This window comes from Ruegeria sp. (assembly GCF_028066395.1).
In the GTDB taxonomy this organism is placed as follows: domain Bacteria; phylum Pseudomonadota; class Alphaproteobacteria; order Rhodobacterales; family Rhodobacteraceae; genus Ruegeria.
On sequence record NZ_JALCBM010000027.1, the window covers coordinates 29,258 to 43,860 of the forward strand.

At 61.1% G+C, this 14,603-nt stretch carries 14 protein-coding genes; 4 read left to right on the forward strand and 10 right to left on the reverse strand.

What is annotated here, in order from left to right:
• A partial coding sequence (locus tag MPJ51_RS10590) for a DcaP family trimeric outer membrane transporter (protein WP_298385901.1) occupies positions 1-1,065 on the forward strand: 1,065 nt, incomplete at its 5' end.
• Positions 1,066-1,151: 86 nt separating this feature from the next.
• Here the strand turns inward: MPJ51_RS10590 and MPJ51_RS10595 are convergent.
• The 3 genes from MPJ51_RS10595 to MPJ51_RS10605 all read right to left on the reverse strand — a co-directional run bounded on the left by MPJ51_RS10595 (position 1,152) and on the right by MPJ51_RS10605 (position 3,652).
• Complete coding sequence (locus tag MPJ51_RS10595; RefSeq protein WP_298385904.1) at positions 1,152-1,505, reverse strand: hypothetical protein; 354 nt, start codon at positions 1,503-1,505, stop codon at positions 1,152-1,154.
• A gap of 67 nt (positions 1,506-1,572) precedes the next feature.
• Entirely contained in the window at positions 1,573-1,968 is a 396-nt protein-coding gene (locus MPJ51_RS10600) for a DUF6497 family protein (RefSeq protein WP_298385907.1), read from the reverse strand.
• A 151-nt stretch (positions 1,969-2,119) separates the two neighbouring features.
• The gene (locus MPJ51_RS10605) at positions 2,120-3,652 is read right to left on the reverse strand and encodes an acyl-CoA carboxylase subunit beta (protein ID WP_298385910.1); all 1,533 of its coding nucleotides are present in this window, start codon (positions 3,650-3,652) and stop codon (positions 2,120-2,122) included.
• A 181-nt stretch (positions 3,653-3,833) separates the two neighbouring features.
• Here MPJ51_RS10605 and MPJ51_RS10610 point away from each other — a divergent pair, with 181 nt between their 5' ends.
• Both MPJ51_RS10610 and MPJ51_RS10615 read left to right on the forward strand, forming a co-directional pair.
• On the forward strand, positions 3,834-5,039 hold the full coding sequence (locus MPJ51_RS10610) for a multidrug effflux MFS transporter (RefSeq protein ID WP_298385912.1): 1,206 nt from the start codon (positions 3,834-3,836) through the stop codon (positions 5,037-5,039).
• Between the two features lie 63 nt (positions 5,040-5,102).
• The gene (locus MPJ51_RS10615; RefSeq protein ID WP_298385915.1) at positions 5,103-6,503 is read left to right on the forward strand and encodes a helix-turn-helix transcriptional regulator; all 1,401 of its coding nucleotides are present in this window, start codon (positions 5,103-5,105) and stop codon (positions 6,501-6,503) included.
• 87 nt (positions 6,504-6,590) lie between these two features.
• Here the strand turns inward: MPJ51_RS10615 and MPJ51_RS10620 are convergent, their stop codons facing one another.
• The 6 genes from MPJ51_RS10620 to MPJ51_RS10645 form a co-directional block, all read right to left on the reverse strand.
• Complete coding sequence (locus tag MPJ51_RS10620) at positions 6,591-6,830, reverse strand: DUF465 domain-containing protein (protein ID WP_298385918.1); 240 nt, start codon at positions 6,828-6,830, stop codon at positions 6,591-6,593.
• Between the two features lie 122 nt (positions 6,831-6,952).
• On the reverse strand, positions 6,953-8,611 hold the full coding sequence (gene betA, locus MPJ51_RS10625; RefSeq protein WP_298385920.1) for a choline dehydrogenase: 1,659 nt from the start codon (positions 8,609-8,611) through the stop codon (positions 6,953-6,955).
• Positions 8,612-8,700: 89 nt separating this feature from the next.
• On the reverse strand, positions 8,701-10,209 hold the full coding sequence (gene betC, locus MPJ51_RS10630; RefSeq protein ID WP_298385923.1) for a choline-sulfatase: 1,509 nt from the start codon (positions 10,207-10,209) through the stop codon (positions 8,701-8,703).
• Positions 10,206-10,778 (reverse strand): transcriptional regulator BetI, encoded by a 573-nt coding sequence (betI, locus tag MPJ51_RS10635; protein WP_298385925.1) that lies wholly within the window; start codon positions 10,776-10,778, stop codon positions 10,206-10,208. Before betI ends, betC begins: the two co-directional genes overlap by 4 nt.
• Positions 10,779-10,869: 91 nt before the next feature.
• Positions 10,870-11,778, reverse strand: coding sequence for a DMT family transporter (locus tag MPJ51_RS10640; RefSeq protein ID WP_298385928.1), 909 nt, complete (start codon positions 11,776-11,778; stop codon positions 10,870-10,872).
• 40 nt (positions 11,779-11,818) lie between these two features.
• The gene (locus MPJ51_RS10645) at positions 11,819-12,418 is read right to left on the reverse strand and encodes a LysE/ArgO family amino acid transporter (RefSeq protein ID WP_298385931.1); all 600 of its coding nucleotides are present in this window, start codon (positions 12,416-12,418) and stop codon (positions 11,819-11,821) included.
• 86 nt (positions 12,419-12,504) lie between these two features.
• On the opposite strand from MPJ51_RS10645, the gene MPJ51_RS10650 reads away from it, so the two are divergent.
• On the forward strand, positions 12,505-13,389 hold the full coding sequence (locus MPJ51_RS10650; protein WP_298385935.1) for a LysR family transcriptional regulator ArgP: 885 nt from the start codon (positions 12,505-12,507) through the stop codon (positions 13,387-13,389).
• On the opposite strand, the gene MPJ51_RS10655 is transcribed toward MPJ51_RS10650, so the two are convergent.
• Positions 13,386-14,603 (reverse strand): permease (locus MPJ51_RS10655; RefSeq protein ID WP_337959817.1); only part of this gene is annotated, 1,218 nt, incomplete at its 5' end. The two genes, MPJ51_RS10650 and MPJ51_RS10655, sit on opposite strands and share 4 nt — an antisense overlap.

A 14,603-nucleotide genomic window follows, 5' to 3' on the forward strand; every position in this document is an offset into this window, starting at 1 on the left:
CTGCGCGCCAGGGTCGAGGCGCTGGAGGCTGGAAAATCCGGCTCGGGCACCGGTGATCTGAAGATCGGCAACACCACTCTGGATGTCTACGGCTACATCAAGGCCGACTTCTTCTATGACTTCGACTTCGTTCAGGGTGACACCGCATTCGTGAACGTGATTGGTGAACCCACGACCGCGACCGACGGTAATTTCGGCACGACAGTCCGCCAATCGCGGATCGGTCTGCGCACCAACACCCCCAGCGGCCTCGGTGATCTCGGTAGCCAGCTTGAGGTCGACCTGTTTGCCTCGAATGGAACTGCTGAACTGCGCCTGCGCCACGCCAACATCACCATCGGTGATCACTGGCTGATCGGTCAGTTCTGGAGCAACTTCGGACCTCTGGATACTTATCCGACCACAGTGGAATTCAATGGCCCCGTCGGCATCGCCTTCGCACGTGTCCCCCAAGTGCGCTACACGAGCACATTGGGCAGCTATACATCCCTTGCTGCGACGATCGAAGAAAATGTAGGTGGTTCGAATTCGGAAGACCCCGTATTCACAGCCTCTGCTCAATATAACGACGGGAGATATGTTGCTCGTCTTGCTGGCCTGTATGGTACCGCGCGAGATGCAGCAGGCACTGTCGAGGTCGATCAATGGGGCATCACAGCTTCTGCTTCGGCCAGGCTGTGGGAGGGCGGACTGTTTCAAGTTAACTACGTTAACGGACAGGCTCTTGGTCCATACCTGATTGGTTTGGGGAGCGCAGTTGTCAACGGACAGGCAAACGATGTCGATGGTTACACCGTCGAATTCCGTCAAGACCTGAGCCCGAAGTGGAATGTGGGCATTTCCTATGGCCGCGAAGACTACGATTTGGCCACCAACAGCTTCAGCGACGGCAGTGGGGCCCTGAACTTCACCGAGTTGGAAACCATCCACGTCAACGCCTTCTACAAGGCAACCGACAGCCTGACGTTCAGCGCCGAATACATTTATGGCGAACGTAATGATGTGCCCTCGGGTCAGACCTTCGACGGCAGCCGCGTGCAGCTGGCCGCGCAGCTGAACTTCTGACGCAAAACCATGGTCCCGCCCGATACCGGGCGGGGTCGCACGGGTGGTGCCGTGCAAAACCATATGTTGCGCCAGATCGCTCACCTTCAGACCGTCCCGTCAAAGACATCGGGAAAGGACAGGCGCGCCGCATCCAGATCGAGCATCAGCAATGCGTCATAACTGGCGGGATCAAATGGGTCCTCGGCAGCGATCACCTCGCGTCCGAACAGCCAGCTGAGGCGCCCGGCATCCAGATTGCCGCGCTCGAACGGCTGATCCCCGAAATGTTCCCACAGCGCCTTCAGAAACGCGACGTCAGCCCGGCGGTCGGCCGGTTTGCGGTCACGAAACCTTTCGCGCTGGGTCAGGGGTGTCACACCCTTGGGGTTGGCGCGGCGAATGGTGAACTGGAAATCGGTTCCGGGCAAACGGCCCGGAAAGCCACGATGTTTCAACATGGGTGAACCTCCGAAGGTGCGTCACTGGGGTGGGGCGCGCTGAGGTCATGACAGCGGGTGTTCATGGTCAGAGCCCCTCCCAGATACACCGGGCGTCTTCCAGCCGGTAGGCCTCGAAGAATTGAGTTGTATCGGGGTCGGTCGCGCCAAAATCCAGCGCCCGGTCCGAGAATGAGATCACAACCCGCGCCGGTTCCAGCTTATGCTGCGCCACATACGGCACCGCCAGAGTTTCACACAGATGCGCCATATCGACCACCGCCACGTCATAGGTGATCCGCCCGACGGTCGAGCCGATTTTCGGCGCGACAAAGCGGAACCGCACCCACAGCTCTCCGGGGTTGTCGTCCAGCAGTACGTTGCTGAGTTCCACCGGCTGGCCCGAAGGAACCGGCAACAAGCTGTCGGCCAAAACCGCTGGCGTAGACAGGACCGTCAGGACCAAACCAACGCTGACACGCACAGAACACCGCCGGGCCTTGGCAGGCACACATGCATAGGCGTCAGGCGTCGCCGGTCTATGTCTGATGGGCTTGCGCATCGGTTCCTGAACGTCGGTTTCGCTGGGTCTTGCTGCCGGGCTGGAATGGGCGGAATACTCTGCCCATTCCCGCTTACAACGGAATATTATCGTGCTTTTTCCACGGGTTCTGCAGCTTCTTGTTGCGCAGGCTGGCAAAGGCACGGGACACACGACGGCGGGTCGACTGAGGCATGATCACCTCATCGATAAAGCCCCGCTCTGCCGCGACGAAGGGATTGGCAAAGCGGTCTTCGTAATCCTGCGTGTGCTGCGCGATCTTTTCGGCATCGCCCAGATCGGCACGGTGGATGATCTCGGTCGCGCCCTTGGCCCCCATCACCGCGATCTCGGCGGTGGGCCAGGCATAGTTGAAATCGCCCCGCAGATGTTTCGAGGCCATGACGTCATACGCCCCGCCATAAGCCTTGCGCGTAATCACCGTCACCTTGGGCACCGTCGCCTCGCCATAGGCAAACAGCAGCTTCGCGCCATGCTTGATCACCCCGCCATATTCCTGAGACGTCCCCGGCAGGAAGCCCGGCACATCCACCAGCGTCAGGATCGGGATCTCGAAACAGTCGCAGAACCGCACAAACCGCGCAGCCTTACGGCTGCTGTCGATGTCCAGACACCCGGCCAGAACCATCGGCTGGTTGGCGACAACACCCACGGTTTGCCCTTCCAGCCGGATGAAACCGGTGATGATGTTCTTGGCGTAATCTTCCTGAATTTCGTAGAAATCGCCCTCATCCGCCACTTTGGTGATGAGTTCCTTCATGTCATAGGGCGTGTTCGGATTGTCCGGGATCAGCGTATCCAGCGAGGTCTCAACCCGGCCCGGCTCATCAAAGAACGGGCGAACAGGTGGCTTTTCGCGGTTGTTGAGCGGCAGGAAATCAACCAGACGACGCACCTCGGCCAAGGCCTCGACATCGTTTTCGAACGCACCATCCGCGACCGAGGATTTCTTGGTATGGGTCGACGCACCACCCAGTTCCTCGGCGGTGACCACCTCGTTGGTGACGGTTTTGACCACGTCGGGGCCGGTCACGAACATGTACGAGGTATCTTTGACCATGAAGATAAAGTCGGTCATCGCCGGGCTGTAAACCGCCCCGCCCGCACACGGCCCCATGATCACGCTGATCTGCGGCACCACGCCCGAGGCCATGATATTGCGCTGGAACACTTCGGCATAACCCGCAAGCGAGGCCACGCCTTCCTGAATGCGCGCACCCCCGGAATCGTTGATCCCGATCACCGGCGCGCCGTTCTGCATCGCCATATCCATGATCTTGCAAATCTTCTGCGCATGGGTTTCCGACAAGGACCCACCGAACACGGTAAAGTCCTGAGAGAACACATAAACCATGCGGCCATTGATCGTGCCCCAGCCGGTCACGACCCCGTCGCCTGCAGGTTTCTGGTTTTCCATCCCGAAATCGGTGCAGCGATGGCTGACGAACATGTCGAACTCTTCAAAGCTGCCTTCATCCACCAGCAGTTCGATCCGCTCACGCGCGGTCAGTTTGCCACGGGCGTGCTGCGCATCAATCCGCCGTTGTCCGCCCCCAAGGCGCGCATCGTTGCGGCGATCTTCAAGCTCGGAAAGGATATCTTTCATGCCGGTTTTCCCCTATGAAATTTTGCGGGACAATAACGGCCTCGCTTGCGGAGCCAAAGCACTATTCAGCAAATTTGCAAATTTTTAGCAACACGCCTTGAGATAACTGCAAAGTTGGAAACTCAACTTGCCATCACATCATCCAATAGCATTTCCGAATACAAAGCCCTAAAGGTGAACCATGCAGTTCAGCACATCACCGGTTAGCCGCACACCTCCAACCCTGGCAACATTGGTCCTGTTGTCGGGTCTTTCGGCGCTCAGCATGAACCTCTACCTGCCCAGCCTGCCCTTTATGGCGGTGTATTTTCAGACCGATTACAAGGTGATGCAACTGTCCATCGCGCTGTACCTGCTGGTCAATGCCGCGCTTCAGATCCTGATCGGGCCGATTGCCGACAAGATGGGCCGCAGGCCGGTTCTGCTGTGGGGGCTTGGCCTGTTCCTGCTGGCCACTTTGGGCTGCATCTATGCCCCCAATATCGAAACCTTTCTGGCGTTCCGAATGTGCCAGGCAGTGATCGTCGTGGGCATCGTGCTCAGCCGCGCCGCCGTGCGCGACATGTATGAGCAGGATACGGCGGCCTCGATGATCGGCTATGTGACCATGGGCATGGCGGTTGTGCCGATGCTGGGCCCCGCGGTCGGCGGCGTGTTCGAGGAAGCCTTTGGCTGGAAAGCCAATTTCTGGCTGCCCTTCGCGCTGGCAGCGCTGGCATGGCTGCTAACCTACCGGGATTTCGGCGAAACCGCCGCCGCCAGCGGCAAAACTCTGCTGCAGCAGTTCCGGGAATACCCCGAACTGCTTATGTCACCCCGATTCTGGGGCTATTCGTTGTCCTCAGCCCTATGCTCGGGCGCCTTCTTCGCCTACCTCGGTGGCGCGCCTTTTCTGGGAACCGAGGTTTTCGGCATGACCGCCACCGAAGTCGGCGTGTATTTCGGCGCCCCCGCATTGGGCTATTTCTTCGGCAATTTCATCAGCGGGCGCTATTCCGTGCGGTTTGGCGTCAATCGCATGGTGCTCTGGGGATGCTGGCTGAACGCCACAGGCGTGGCGATATCCGCCGTTCTGTTCCTTGTTGGGTTGGGCACTGCGCTCAGTTTCTTTGGGCTGGTCACTTTGGTGGGGCTGGGCAACGGCCTGTCGATCCCCAATGCCACCTCAGGCGCGCTGTCGGTGCGCCCGCATCTGGCCGCCACGGCCTCGGGCCTCAGCGGCGCGATCATGCTGGGCGGTGGCGCAGGCCTCAGCGCCTGGGCGGGCGCATTGCTGACCCGCGAAACCGGCGCCATGCCTCTTTTGTGGCTGATGTTGGCGACATCCGTGCTGGCCATTTTCGCCATCCTCAGCGTCATCTGGCGCGAGCGTAAATTGGGCCTTTAGCCGCTTGCGAAATCGACTTTGCAAAGTTAGCCTACACATTCAGGAAACTTGCAAAGGCGCCCCATGGCCACCCAAAAGCTGTACGCAGGTGCGAAACTGCGCGAAATGCGCACCCGCCTGACCCTGACGCAAAAGGAATTCGCCACCAAGCTTGGCGTCTCGCTGCCCTATCTGAACCAGATGGAGAACAACAACCGTCCGATCTCGACCACGGTTGTTCTGGCGCTGGCGCAGGAATTCGGCATGGACGTGACCGAGCTCAGCACCGGCGACAGCGAACGTCTGATCTCGGACATGCGCGAGGCGTTGGCGGACCCGGTCTTCGCCGACACCACCCCGCCACTGGCCGACCTCAGGCTGACCGCATCAAATGCTCCCACGCTGGCGCGCGCCTTCATCGAACTGCACCGCGCCTATCGCCAAACCCACGAAAGGCTCGCCTCATTGGACGAGGCGCTGGGCCGTGAAGACGCCCGCATCCAGGCAAGCCCCTGGGAAGAGGTGCGCGATTTCTTCCACTATTGCGACAATTACATCGACGCCGTCGACCGCGCCGCCGAACGTTTCGCCACCCATGCCGAGGCCCCGGGAGGCATCCGTCACGCCGCCCTCAACAGCCTGTCCGAGCGCGGGATTCAGGTCACTTTTGCCGACACCGAAACCCTGCGAAGCTATGACGCCGCAAACAAAACCCTGCATTTGTCCTCGCGCGCGGCGCCGCAGACGCAAGTGTTCCAACTGCTCCTGCAGGTGGCGCTGCTCAATCAGAACAAACTGCTTGAGGCCACGCTGGATTTCGCCCGCTTCCAAAGCGACGAAGCCCGCGCCATCGCCAAAATCGGGCTGGCCAACTACTTCGCCGGGGCCGCGCTGATGCCCTACGGCCCGTTCCTGGCCGCCGCGCAAGACTACCGCCATGATCTGGAACTGCTCAGCAACCGATTTGGCGCCTCCATCGAACAGGTCGCCCACCGCCTGTCCACCCTGCAACGTCCCGGCGCCAAGGGTATCCCTTTCTTCTTCGTGCGCGTCGATCAGGCCGGAACGATCACCAAACGCCACTCCGCCACGCGGCTGCAATTTGCCCGCTTCGGCGGTGCTTGTCCGTTGTGGAACGTCCACCGCGCCTTTGAAACACCGGGGCATTTCCTGCGCCAACTGGCGGAAACCCCGGACGGGATACGCTATATCTCATTGGCAACGGACGTCTCAAAATCCGGCGGCTCCTACGGCGCCCCGGTCCGCCGCTATGCTATCGCTCTGGGCTGCGAGGTCCGACATGCGGCAGCTCTGGTCTATGCGGACACCCTCGACATCACCAACGCCAGCGCTTTTGAGCCCATCGGCATTTCCTGCCGCATCTGCGAACGCCAGACCTGCCACCAACGCTCGGTCCCGCCTTTAGAACGCCGCCTCAGCATCAACACCAATACCCGCGGCACCCTGCCCTACGAAGTGACCTGATCTTCACCTGGCCCAAAAATATCCCGGGGGAGTCGCGGCCTGCCGCGACGGGGGCAGAGCCCCCGTTCTCAGCGCCCCAACCAAGGCTCACCCCTTCGACAAGATCGCCCAGATTTCATCCTTAAGCGCCGCCCGCTTCTTGCGCAGTTCCACCTCGGCCAATTCCTCCATTGGAGCGACGTTGGTCTCGGCCCGGTGAACGACACGATTGACCTCGTGATACTCCTCCGCCAGCCGCGCAAAATGCGCATCCGTCTGCTTGAGGTGGCTCATCAAATCGACCTTGTCGGGGAATTCCTCGGCCAGTTCATGCGGGGTGTGGGACATCCTGTTCGCTCCTCTGCTAGCATTACGCCCCAAGGGTAAAGATACACGTCATTCACCGCTTTGACGCGGATCAAGTTTTGACAAACTGCCCCACAAATTCAGAAGCTTGACCGCCCCAATCCCTAACGTTGCGCAACCGTCCACTGTGGATGTATCCACGGTCGATCATTGGCTTTCGGCAGAGGATCGCGCCCCAGCATGTGATCCGACATCTTCTCACCCACCATGATCGAGGGCGCGTTCAGATTGCCATTGGTGATCTGCGGAAAGATCGAACTGTCAGCAACCCGCAATCCGTCCACACCAATCACGCGACCTTGCGGATCGACCACCGCATGTTTGTCATCCGCCCGCCCCATGCGGCAGGTGCCGCAGGGGTGGTACGCGCTTTCGGCATGTTCAGCGATGAAGGCATTCAACTCGTCATCCGTCTGCACCGAAGCTCCGGGTTGAATTTCCTTACCCGCATAGGGTTTGAACGCCTCTTGCCCGAAAACCTCACGGGTCAGGCGAATACAGGTGCGGAAATCCTCCCAATCCTGCTCATGGCTCATATAGTTGAACCGGATCACCGGCGCGTCCTCGGCCCGGTCCGAGCGCAAGGTCACCGCACCGCGCGAAGGCGACCGCATCGGGCCGACATGCGCCTGAAACCCGTGTCCCTCAGCCGCCGCCTTGCCGTCATAGCGCACGGCAATCGGCAGGAAGTGATACTGAATGTCAGGGTATTCCACCCCGGGCTTCGATCGAATAAACGCAGCGCTTTCAAACTGGTTCGACGCCCCCAACCCGGTTTTCGTAAACAACCATTGCGCCCCGATCAGACCCTTGCTGATCAGGTTCCAATGTTTATAGAGCGTGATCGGCTGCAATGAGGCCTGCTGGATATAAAGCTCCAGATGATCCTGCAGATTTGCGCCCACTCCGGGGCGATCGGCCACAACCTCAATTCCATGCTCGGTCAGATGCGCAGCCGGGCCGATACCAGACAGCATCAGCAGTTTAGGCGAGTTGATCGACGAGGCCGCAAGCACCACCTCACGCCGGGCACGGATGATTTCCCTCTTGCCGCCCCGCAGCAGCTCAACCCCGGCCGCGCGGCCATCCTCCATGACCACGCGCGCCGCCAAACCACGCACGATCTGGCAATTCTCACGCTTCAGGGCCGGTTTCAGATAAGCATTCGCCGCCGACCAGCGCCGCCCTTTCCAGACGGTCTGCTCCATCGGGCCAAAGCCTTCCTGCTTTTCGCCGTTATAGTCTCCGGTCACCTCATACCCGGCCTGCTGCCCGGCATCCACAAACGCCTTGAACAGAGGGTTTTCACGCGGCCCTCGCGAGACATGCAATGGCCCATCCGTACCCCGCCACCGGTGGTCGCCACCATGACCGCCATCATGCCAGGTCTCCATCCGTTTGTAATAGGGCAGCACATCCGCATAGGACCAGCCATCCGCACCCATCTCGGCCCAGGTGTCGAAATCGCACGCATGGCCGCGCACATAGACCATACCGTTGATTGAAGACGATCCGCCAATCACCTTACCGCGCGGACAGGCCAGACGGCGGTTGTTCAAATACGGTTCGGGCTCGGACTGATAGCCCCAGTCATAGCGCAACATATTCATCGGATAGCTGAGCGCGGCGGGCATCTGAATGAACGGCCCGGCATCCGTACCGCCATGTTCGATCACCAGCACCGAGGCCCCGGCCTCGCTCAGCCGGTAAGCCATCGCGCACCCGGCGGAACCTGCACCGACGATGACGAAATCTGCTTCCATATTCAGGTCTCCGTTCCCCGCGGGGCCTAGATTTTTCGTCGAAAAATCTCTGCGCCTCCGGCGGGAGTATTTCTAAAAAGATGAAGGGGTTACTCGCCACGCGGAAAGCGTTGGCTTTCCTCGACTGTGTTCAGATCCATATGGTTGCGCATGTAGCGTTCGGATGCCTTTTGCAGCGGTTGGTAATCCCATGGGTAATAGCCGCCCTGCCGCAGTGCTTCGTACACCACCCATCGGCGGGCCTGGCTGGCGCGGACATCGGCGTCGAAGCGGTCCAGGTCCCAGCGAGCCTCAGACTTCGCGCGCAGGGTTTGCAGCGTGCCTGCGTGATCCGGGTGATCGGCCAAGTTGGTCAGCTCATGTGGATCGGCTTCGAGATCATACAGCTGATCGGGGTCCAAAGCGCAGCGGTTGTATTTCCACTTGCCATAGCGCAGCGACACCAGCGGCGCGTATGACGCCTCGGCCGCGTATTCCATCGCGACCGGCACGGTACGCTCCTGCCCGTGCGCCAGCGGCACAAGACTTTCGCCATCAGTCCAGGGCGCGATCTCGGCCATGTCCACGCCCGCCAGCGCCCCCAGCGTCGGCGTGACGTCGATGGTCGAGACCGGAGTGTCGATCCGGCCCGCAGGCAGATCGGGCGCAGCGATCATCAACGGCACCCGCGCCGAGCCTTCGTAGAAGTTCATCTTGAACCACAGGCCTCGTTCCCCCAGCATGTCGCCATGGTCCGAGACGAAGAGGATGATCGCCTCTTGCCGGGTGGTGTCCAGCACGTCCAGAATCTCGCCGATCTTTTCATCCAGGTAGGAGATATTGGCGAAATAGGCGCGGCGGGATTTGCGGATGTCTTCTTCGGTGATGTCAAAACTGCGCCAGTCATTGGCGTCAAAAATGCGCTGCGAATGCGGGTCCTGATTGTCGTAACCCAGATCGGCGACCTCGGGCAGCAGATGCTCGCAATCCTCATACAGGTCCCAGTATTTCCGACGCGCCACGTAAGGATCATGCGGATGGGTGAAGCTGACGGTCATGCACCACGGGCGACCGTCCTTGCCCCGCGCCAGATCATAAAGCTTGGCGCGTGCGTGGTGGGCGACCTCGTCATCATATTCCATCTGGTTCGAGATTTCGGCCACGCCCGCCCCCGTGACCGAACCCATGTTGTGATACCACCAGTCGATCCGCTCGCCCGGTTTGCGATAGTCGGGCGTCCAACCGAAATCGGCGGGGTAGATATCGGTGGTCAGGCGGTCCTCGAACCCGTGCAGCTGGTCGGGACCGACGAAATGCATCTTGCCGGACAGGCAGGTGTAATATCCCGCCCGCCGCAAATGGTGCGCATAGGTGGGGATGTCGCTGCGGAACTCGGCGGCGTTGTCATAGACGCCGGTGCGCGAGGGCAATTGCCCGGACATGAAACTGGCCCGCCCCGGCGCGCAAAGCGGCGACGCGGTATAGGCGTTGGCAAAGCGCGCCGACCGTTCTGCAAGCCGTTTCAGGTTGGGCGCATGCAGCCAGTCGGCGGGACCATCAGGAAAGAGGGTTCCGTTCAGCTGATCCACCATCAGGATCAGAATGTTCGGTTGTGTCATTTTTCGGCCTCGAGCAGAGTGTTCAGGACGCGCAGCGCGTGGTTGACCGCCAGTTGCGGCTCTTTCGGGGCGCTGAGGGCTGCACGGATGTAAAGACCGTCGATCAGGGCAATCATGTTCTCGGCCGCCTCGACCGGATCATCCATGACCGGGCGCAGGGCGCAGATCAGGTTCGACCGGATGCGGGCCTGATAGATTTGCCACAGGCGCAGGGCATCGTCATTGGTCTGCGCCAGCACGTAAAAGGTCATCCAAGCGGCAATCACGTCCGGCGTAAAGCAGGACGGCGCAAAACAGGCACGGATGATGGCCTGCGCGCGCTGATCGGGGGCCGCGTTTTTCAACTCGCCCCGTGCCTCAGCCCCGAAATCGGACAGGATGCGGCGCATGGCAGCCAGGAAAATCTGCTCTTTCCCGCCGAAATAGTGATGCGCCAGCGCGCTGGACATCCCAGCCCGCTTGGCGATCTGGCTGACCGTCACGTCCAGGGATTTCTGCACGCCCAACTCGGCAATCGTCGCTTTGATGATTGCGTCGCGGCGGATCGGTTCCATTCCGAGTTTTGGCATCAATACACCCCAGGGCTCAGGCTATAGCAACAAACGCTAAGGGGTTTTTATTGACTCGTCAATCAAGAACCATAATCGACGCGAGGGACGATCAGAATTTCGTACCGATATCCGGCGGGGTGATCGCGCTGCGGTTCAGGACCGCCTCGCGCCACGAGATGAAGCTGACCGCCGCAAGGATCAGTGTGCCGCCGCAGACGACCCAGATATCGACGCCCTCGTGAAAGACCAAAGCGCCCAGCAGCGTCGCCCAGATCAGTTGCAGGAAGGTCACCGGCTGGGTCACCGCGACCGGCGCGGCCTGCAGGGCGAGGGTCATGAAATAGTGCCCCGCCGTGGCAAAGCTGGCGATCAGGAACAGCACCAGAAGGTCGCGCGGGCCGATCGGTGCCCATACGGCGAAGGCAAAGGGGATCAGCACGATGGTCACCCAGATCGACAGATGCGCAACCACGACCGAGGGGCGGATTTCGCGAACCAATATCTTGGCCAGCAGATAGGACACGGCCAAGGCCAGTGAGCCCCCCAGCATGGCCAGATGCCCCGGCGAGAGGGCCCGAAATCCCGGACGCAGAACAATGATTACGCCGATCACCGCAACCCCGATCGCGGCGATCCGGCGAAAGGCTATCTTTTCCCCAAGAAACAAGACGGCACCAAGGGTGACATAGATCGGGATCAGGTAGTTCATGGCCGTGACCTCGGCCAGTGGAATGGCGGTCATGGCGTAGAACCACAGCATGACAGCCACCGCGTGCACCACGCCGCGCAGCCCGAACAGTTTCAGGTGGCGCGCCGTCAGGGGCGTGCTCATGATCGCGGGCAAGGCGGGCAGCAGAAAGACCAGCCCCAGCACATTGCGCAGAAAGGCCGCCTGAATGGGATCGACCGTCGGGCCCAGCGACTTGACCAAAGCGTTCATCCCGACAAAGGACAGCCCGGCGGCAAACATCCAGAGCATGCCGACAATGTTCCGGGACGGGGTGGCAAAGGGTGTCATGGTTCTGGTTGAACACCGAAAACCGCCCTCCGACAACCCTTCACATGATAACAAGTTTCAGAGCGATCCCCAGCATGACCAAACCGATCACCACATCCAGCACTTGCCACGCACGCGGTCTGGTGAAATACGGCGTCAGGATGCGCGCGCCGTAGCCCAGCGAGAAGAAAAAGACAAAGCTGGAGGTCATGGCCCCAAGGGCAAATCCCAGCCGGTCATCATACTGGGCCGAGATCGAGCCGATCAACACCACCGTATCCAGATAGACATGCGGGTTGAGCCAGGTGAAGGCCATCACTGTCAGCAGTGCCGCACGAATCGAAGTCTTTTGGCCCCCGCCGACCTCCATCGCCGCGCCGCCCCGCCAGGCCGAGGCCAGGCTGCGCAGCCCGTACCATGTCAGGAACACCGCACCTCCGAACCGCATCACCGGTTCGAACCACGGCGCCGCCTGCGCCAGCGCGCCGAAACCGGCCACGCCCGCCGCAATCAGGATCGCATCGGACAAGGCGCAGGTCAGGCACAGGGCAAAGACATGCTCGCGCCGCAGCCCCTGCCGCAAGACAAAGGCGTTCTGCGCGCCGATGGCAAGGATCAGGCTGAACCCCAGGGCGAACCCGGCAATAAGCGATGTGGACATGAAACCTCCGCGTGTTTGAGGCGTTGACTACAGGCTGGGGTCGCCTCTATCAAATTAAAGATATTAACCTGAGTTAAGTTTGGCTAATGCTGCTTGACCCCAATCACCTGTCCGCGCTGGCGGCCATCCTGCGCCATGGCAGTTTCGAGGCCGCCGCGTCCGAACTGTCGGTGACCCCTTCGGCGATATCGCAGCGGATCAAGGCGCTGGAGGATCGTGTTGGCGTATCCCTGATCCAGCGCGGCACGCCCTGCACCGGCACCCCGGCAGGGCTGCGGATTGCCCAGCACGCGGCGGATATCGGATTGCTTGAGGCGCAACTGGCCCGCGAATTGGCGCTGGACCGTGACACCGGCCCCGCTCGGGTGCGCATTGCGGTCAACGCGGACAGTCTGGAGACGTGGTTCATCGACGCCATGGCGCAGGTGGACGGGGTGCTGTTCGATCTGGTGGTTGATGATCAGGACCACTCGGCCGAGTGGCTGCGGCGGGGCGAGGTCAGCGCCGCCGTCACCGTGGGCGGGCAAGCGGTCACCGGCTGCGATGCCCACGCGCTGGGAACGCTGCGCTATCTGCCGACGGCCAGCCCCGGTTTCATAAGGGAGTGGTTTGCCGAGGGTCTGACGGCCACCACATTGCAACGCGCGCCCAGCCTGACCTTCAATCGCAAGGACAACCTGCAAAAGGCGTGGATACTGGAACATACCGGCCACCGGATCACCCCGCGATCCCATTTCCTGCCCTCGACACAGGCCTTTGTAAACGCCGCTGTCGCCGGGATCGGCTGGGGCATGAACCCCGAAAACCTGGCGCGTCCGGCACTGGATGATGGGCGTCTTTGCGTGATTGCACCTGATGCGCCGCTGGATGTGCCGCTCAGCTGGCAGGTCGGGCGCATTCTGGCCCCGGCCCTTGCGCCCCTGACCCGCGCCGTGCGGGACGCCGCTGCGCGACATTTGATCCGCGCTTAGGCTTCAGCCGCTTTCGGAACCACCACGCGGTAGCACGCATAGGCCGACCACAGGCTGATAAGAACGATGAAGGCAATGGCTCCGGCAACCTCATGCATATGAGCGACGGCGGCCAGCAGGCCCGAGGTGACAACCCCCGCTAGCCGGCAAATCGCCTTGACCGCCGCTGCCCCCTGAACCCGCTGGTTTTTGGGCGCAACATCCAGAAAGTACAGCGACTTGGCACTGCTGATCCCGGTCACGGCGACCGCGGCCACAAACAGCGCCGCCGCATGTAGATGCACGCTGTGATCCAGATGCAGGTAGTGAAAGACCAGCAGAACGATGCCCGTCGCCGCCACCAGCAATGTCCCCGAGACCATGACCGCGCGGTGAGAGCGCATGTTCACCACCTGCCACAGCGGTGCCGACACCAGATAGCCCGAGGCCGAAGACACGATCAGCGCCGTCAGCCCCTTGGCCAAATGGTGATGCGCCTCAGCCGCGATCAGCGCGAAGAAAGGCACTGACAGCGACACCACGACCAGAGGCAGACGCATGCTGAGATAGCGGCGGAACCAGGCCTGATCGAACATGCCGCGAATGCCCGCCACAATCTCGCGCAGCGACTGGTGCTGCCGCGCCTTGCCGCCTTTGTCCGGCGTGATCTCGGCTATGGCCAGAATGCACAGGGCGGAGAACAGGAAAAAGGTGACCGACACCGCGACAACCGCAAAATGGCGCGAAAACGGTGGGTTTTCCTTGGTAATCTCATGGATCAGCAGAACCAGACCGATGGCAGCCAGCCCTCCGGCCCCCAGTTGAAGATAGCGGATCACCATGCGGGATTTCGACTTCAGGTGATCGCCGAACAGATCCGACAGCATCAATGACTGGGATTCCTCGATCAGCCCGATCAGGAAAAAGGCCCCGACAAAGGCCACCCCGGTCAACGGGATACTGCCGGTGGAGGCCGCCAGCAGCGCCATCAGAAGGCAGGCGCCTACGCCCATTTCAGTCACCGCAATCGCGCGTTTCTTGCGCTGCGCCGCCGCGATGGGACGCGCCAGAAACACATCCGACAGCATGTTGCCCACCATCCGCACCGACACCAGCGCGCCCGCCAGGAACATCGGCAACTCCAGCGACACCGCCAGAAACGCCAGCACCACCGAAGGGCTGCCCAGCGTCCATGCCACCTGTGACAGAATGCTTTGCCCGGCCAGAACCGGCAC

Excerpts from the sequence above, each read along its gene's own strand:
- MPJ51_RS10595 (WP_298385904.1), bottom strand. The coding sequence starts at position 1,505 with ATGTTGAAACATCGTGGCTTTCCGGGCCGTTTGCCCGGAACCGATTTC.
- MPJ51_RS10605 (WP_298385910.1), bottom strand. The coding sequence starts at position 3,652 with ATGAAAGATATCCTTTCCGAGCTTGAAGATCGCCGCAACGATGCGCGC.
- MPJ51_RS10610 (WP_298385912.1), top strand. The coding sequence starts at position 3,834 with ATGCAGTTCAGCACATCACCGGTTAGCCGCACACCTCCAACCCTGGCA.
- MPJ51_RS10615 (WP_298385915.1), top strand. The coding sequence starts at position 5,103 with ATGGCCACCCAAAAGCTGTACGCAGGTGCGAAACTGCGCGAAATGCGC.
- MPJ51_RS10620 (WP_298385918.1), bottom strand. The coding sequence starts at position 6,830 with ATGTCCCACACCCCGCATGAACTGGCCGAGGAATTCCCCGACAAGGTC.
- betA (WP_298385920.1), bottom strand. The coding sequence starts at position 8,611 with ATGGAAGCAGATTTCGTCATCGTCGGTGCAGGTTCCGCCGGGTGCGCG.
- betC (WP_298385923.1), bottom strand. The coding sequence starts at position 10,209 with ATGACACAACCGAACATTCTGATCCTGATGGTGGATCAGCTGAACGGA.
- betI (WP_298385925.1), bottom strand. The coding sequence starts at position 10,778 with ATGCCAAAACTCGGAATGGAACCGATCCGCCGCGACGCAATCATCAAA.
- MPJ51_RS10640 (WP_298385928.1), bottom strand. The coding sequence starts at position 11,778 with ATGACACCCTTTGCCACCCCGTCCCGGAACATTGTCGGCATGCTCTGG.
- MPJ51_RS10645 (WP_298385931.1), bottom strand. The coding sequence starts at position 12,418 with ATGTCCACATCGCTTATTGCCGGGTTCGCCCTGGGGTTCAGCCTGATC.
- MPJ51_RS10650 (WP_298385935.1), top strand. The coding sequence starts at position 12,505 with ATGCTGCTTGACCCCAATCACCTGTCCGCGCTGGCGGCCATCCTGCGC.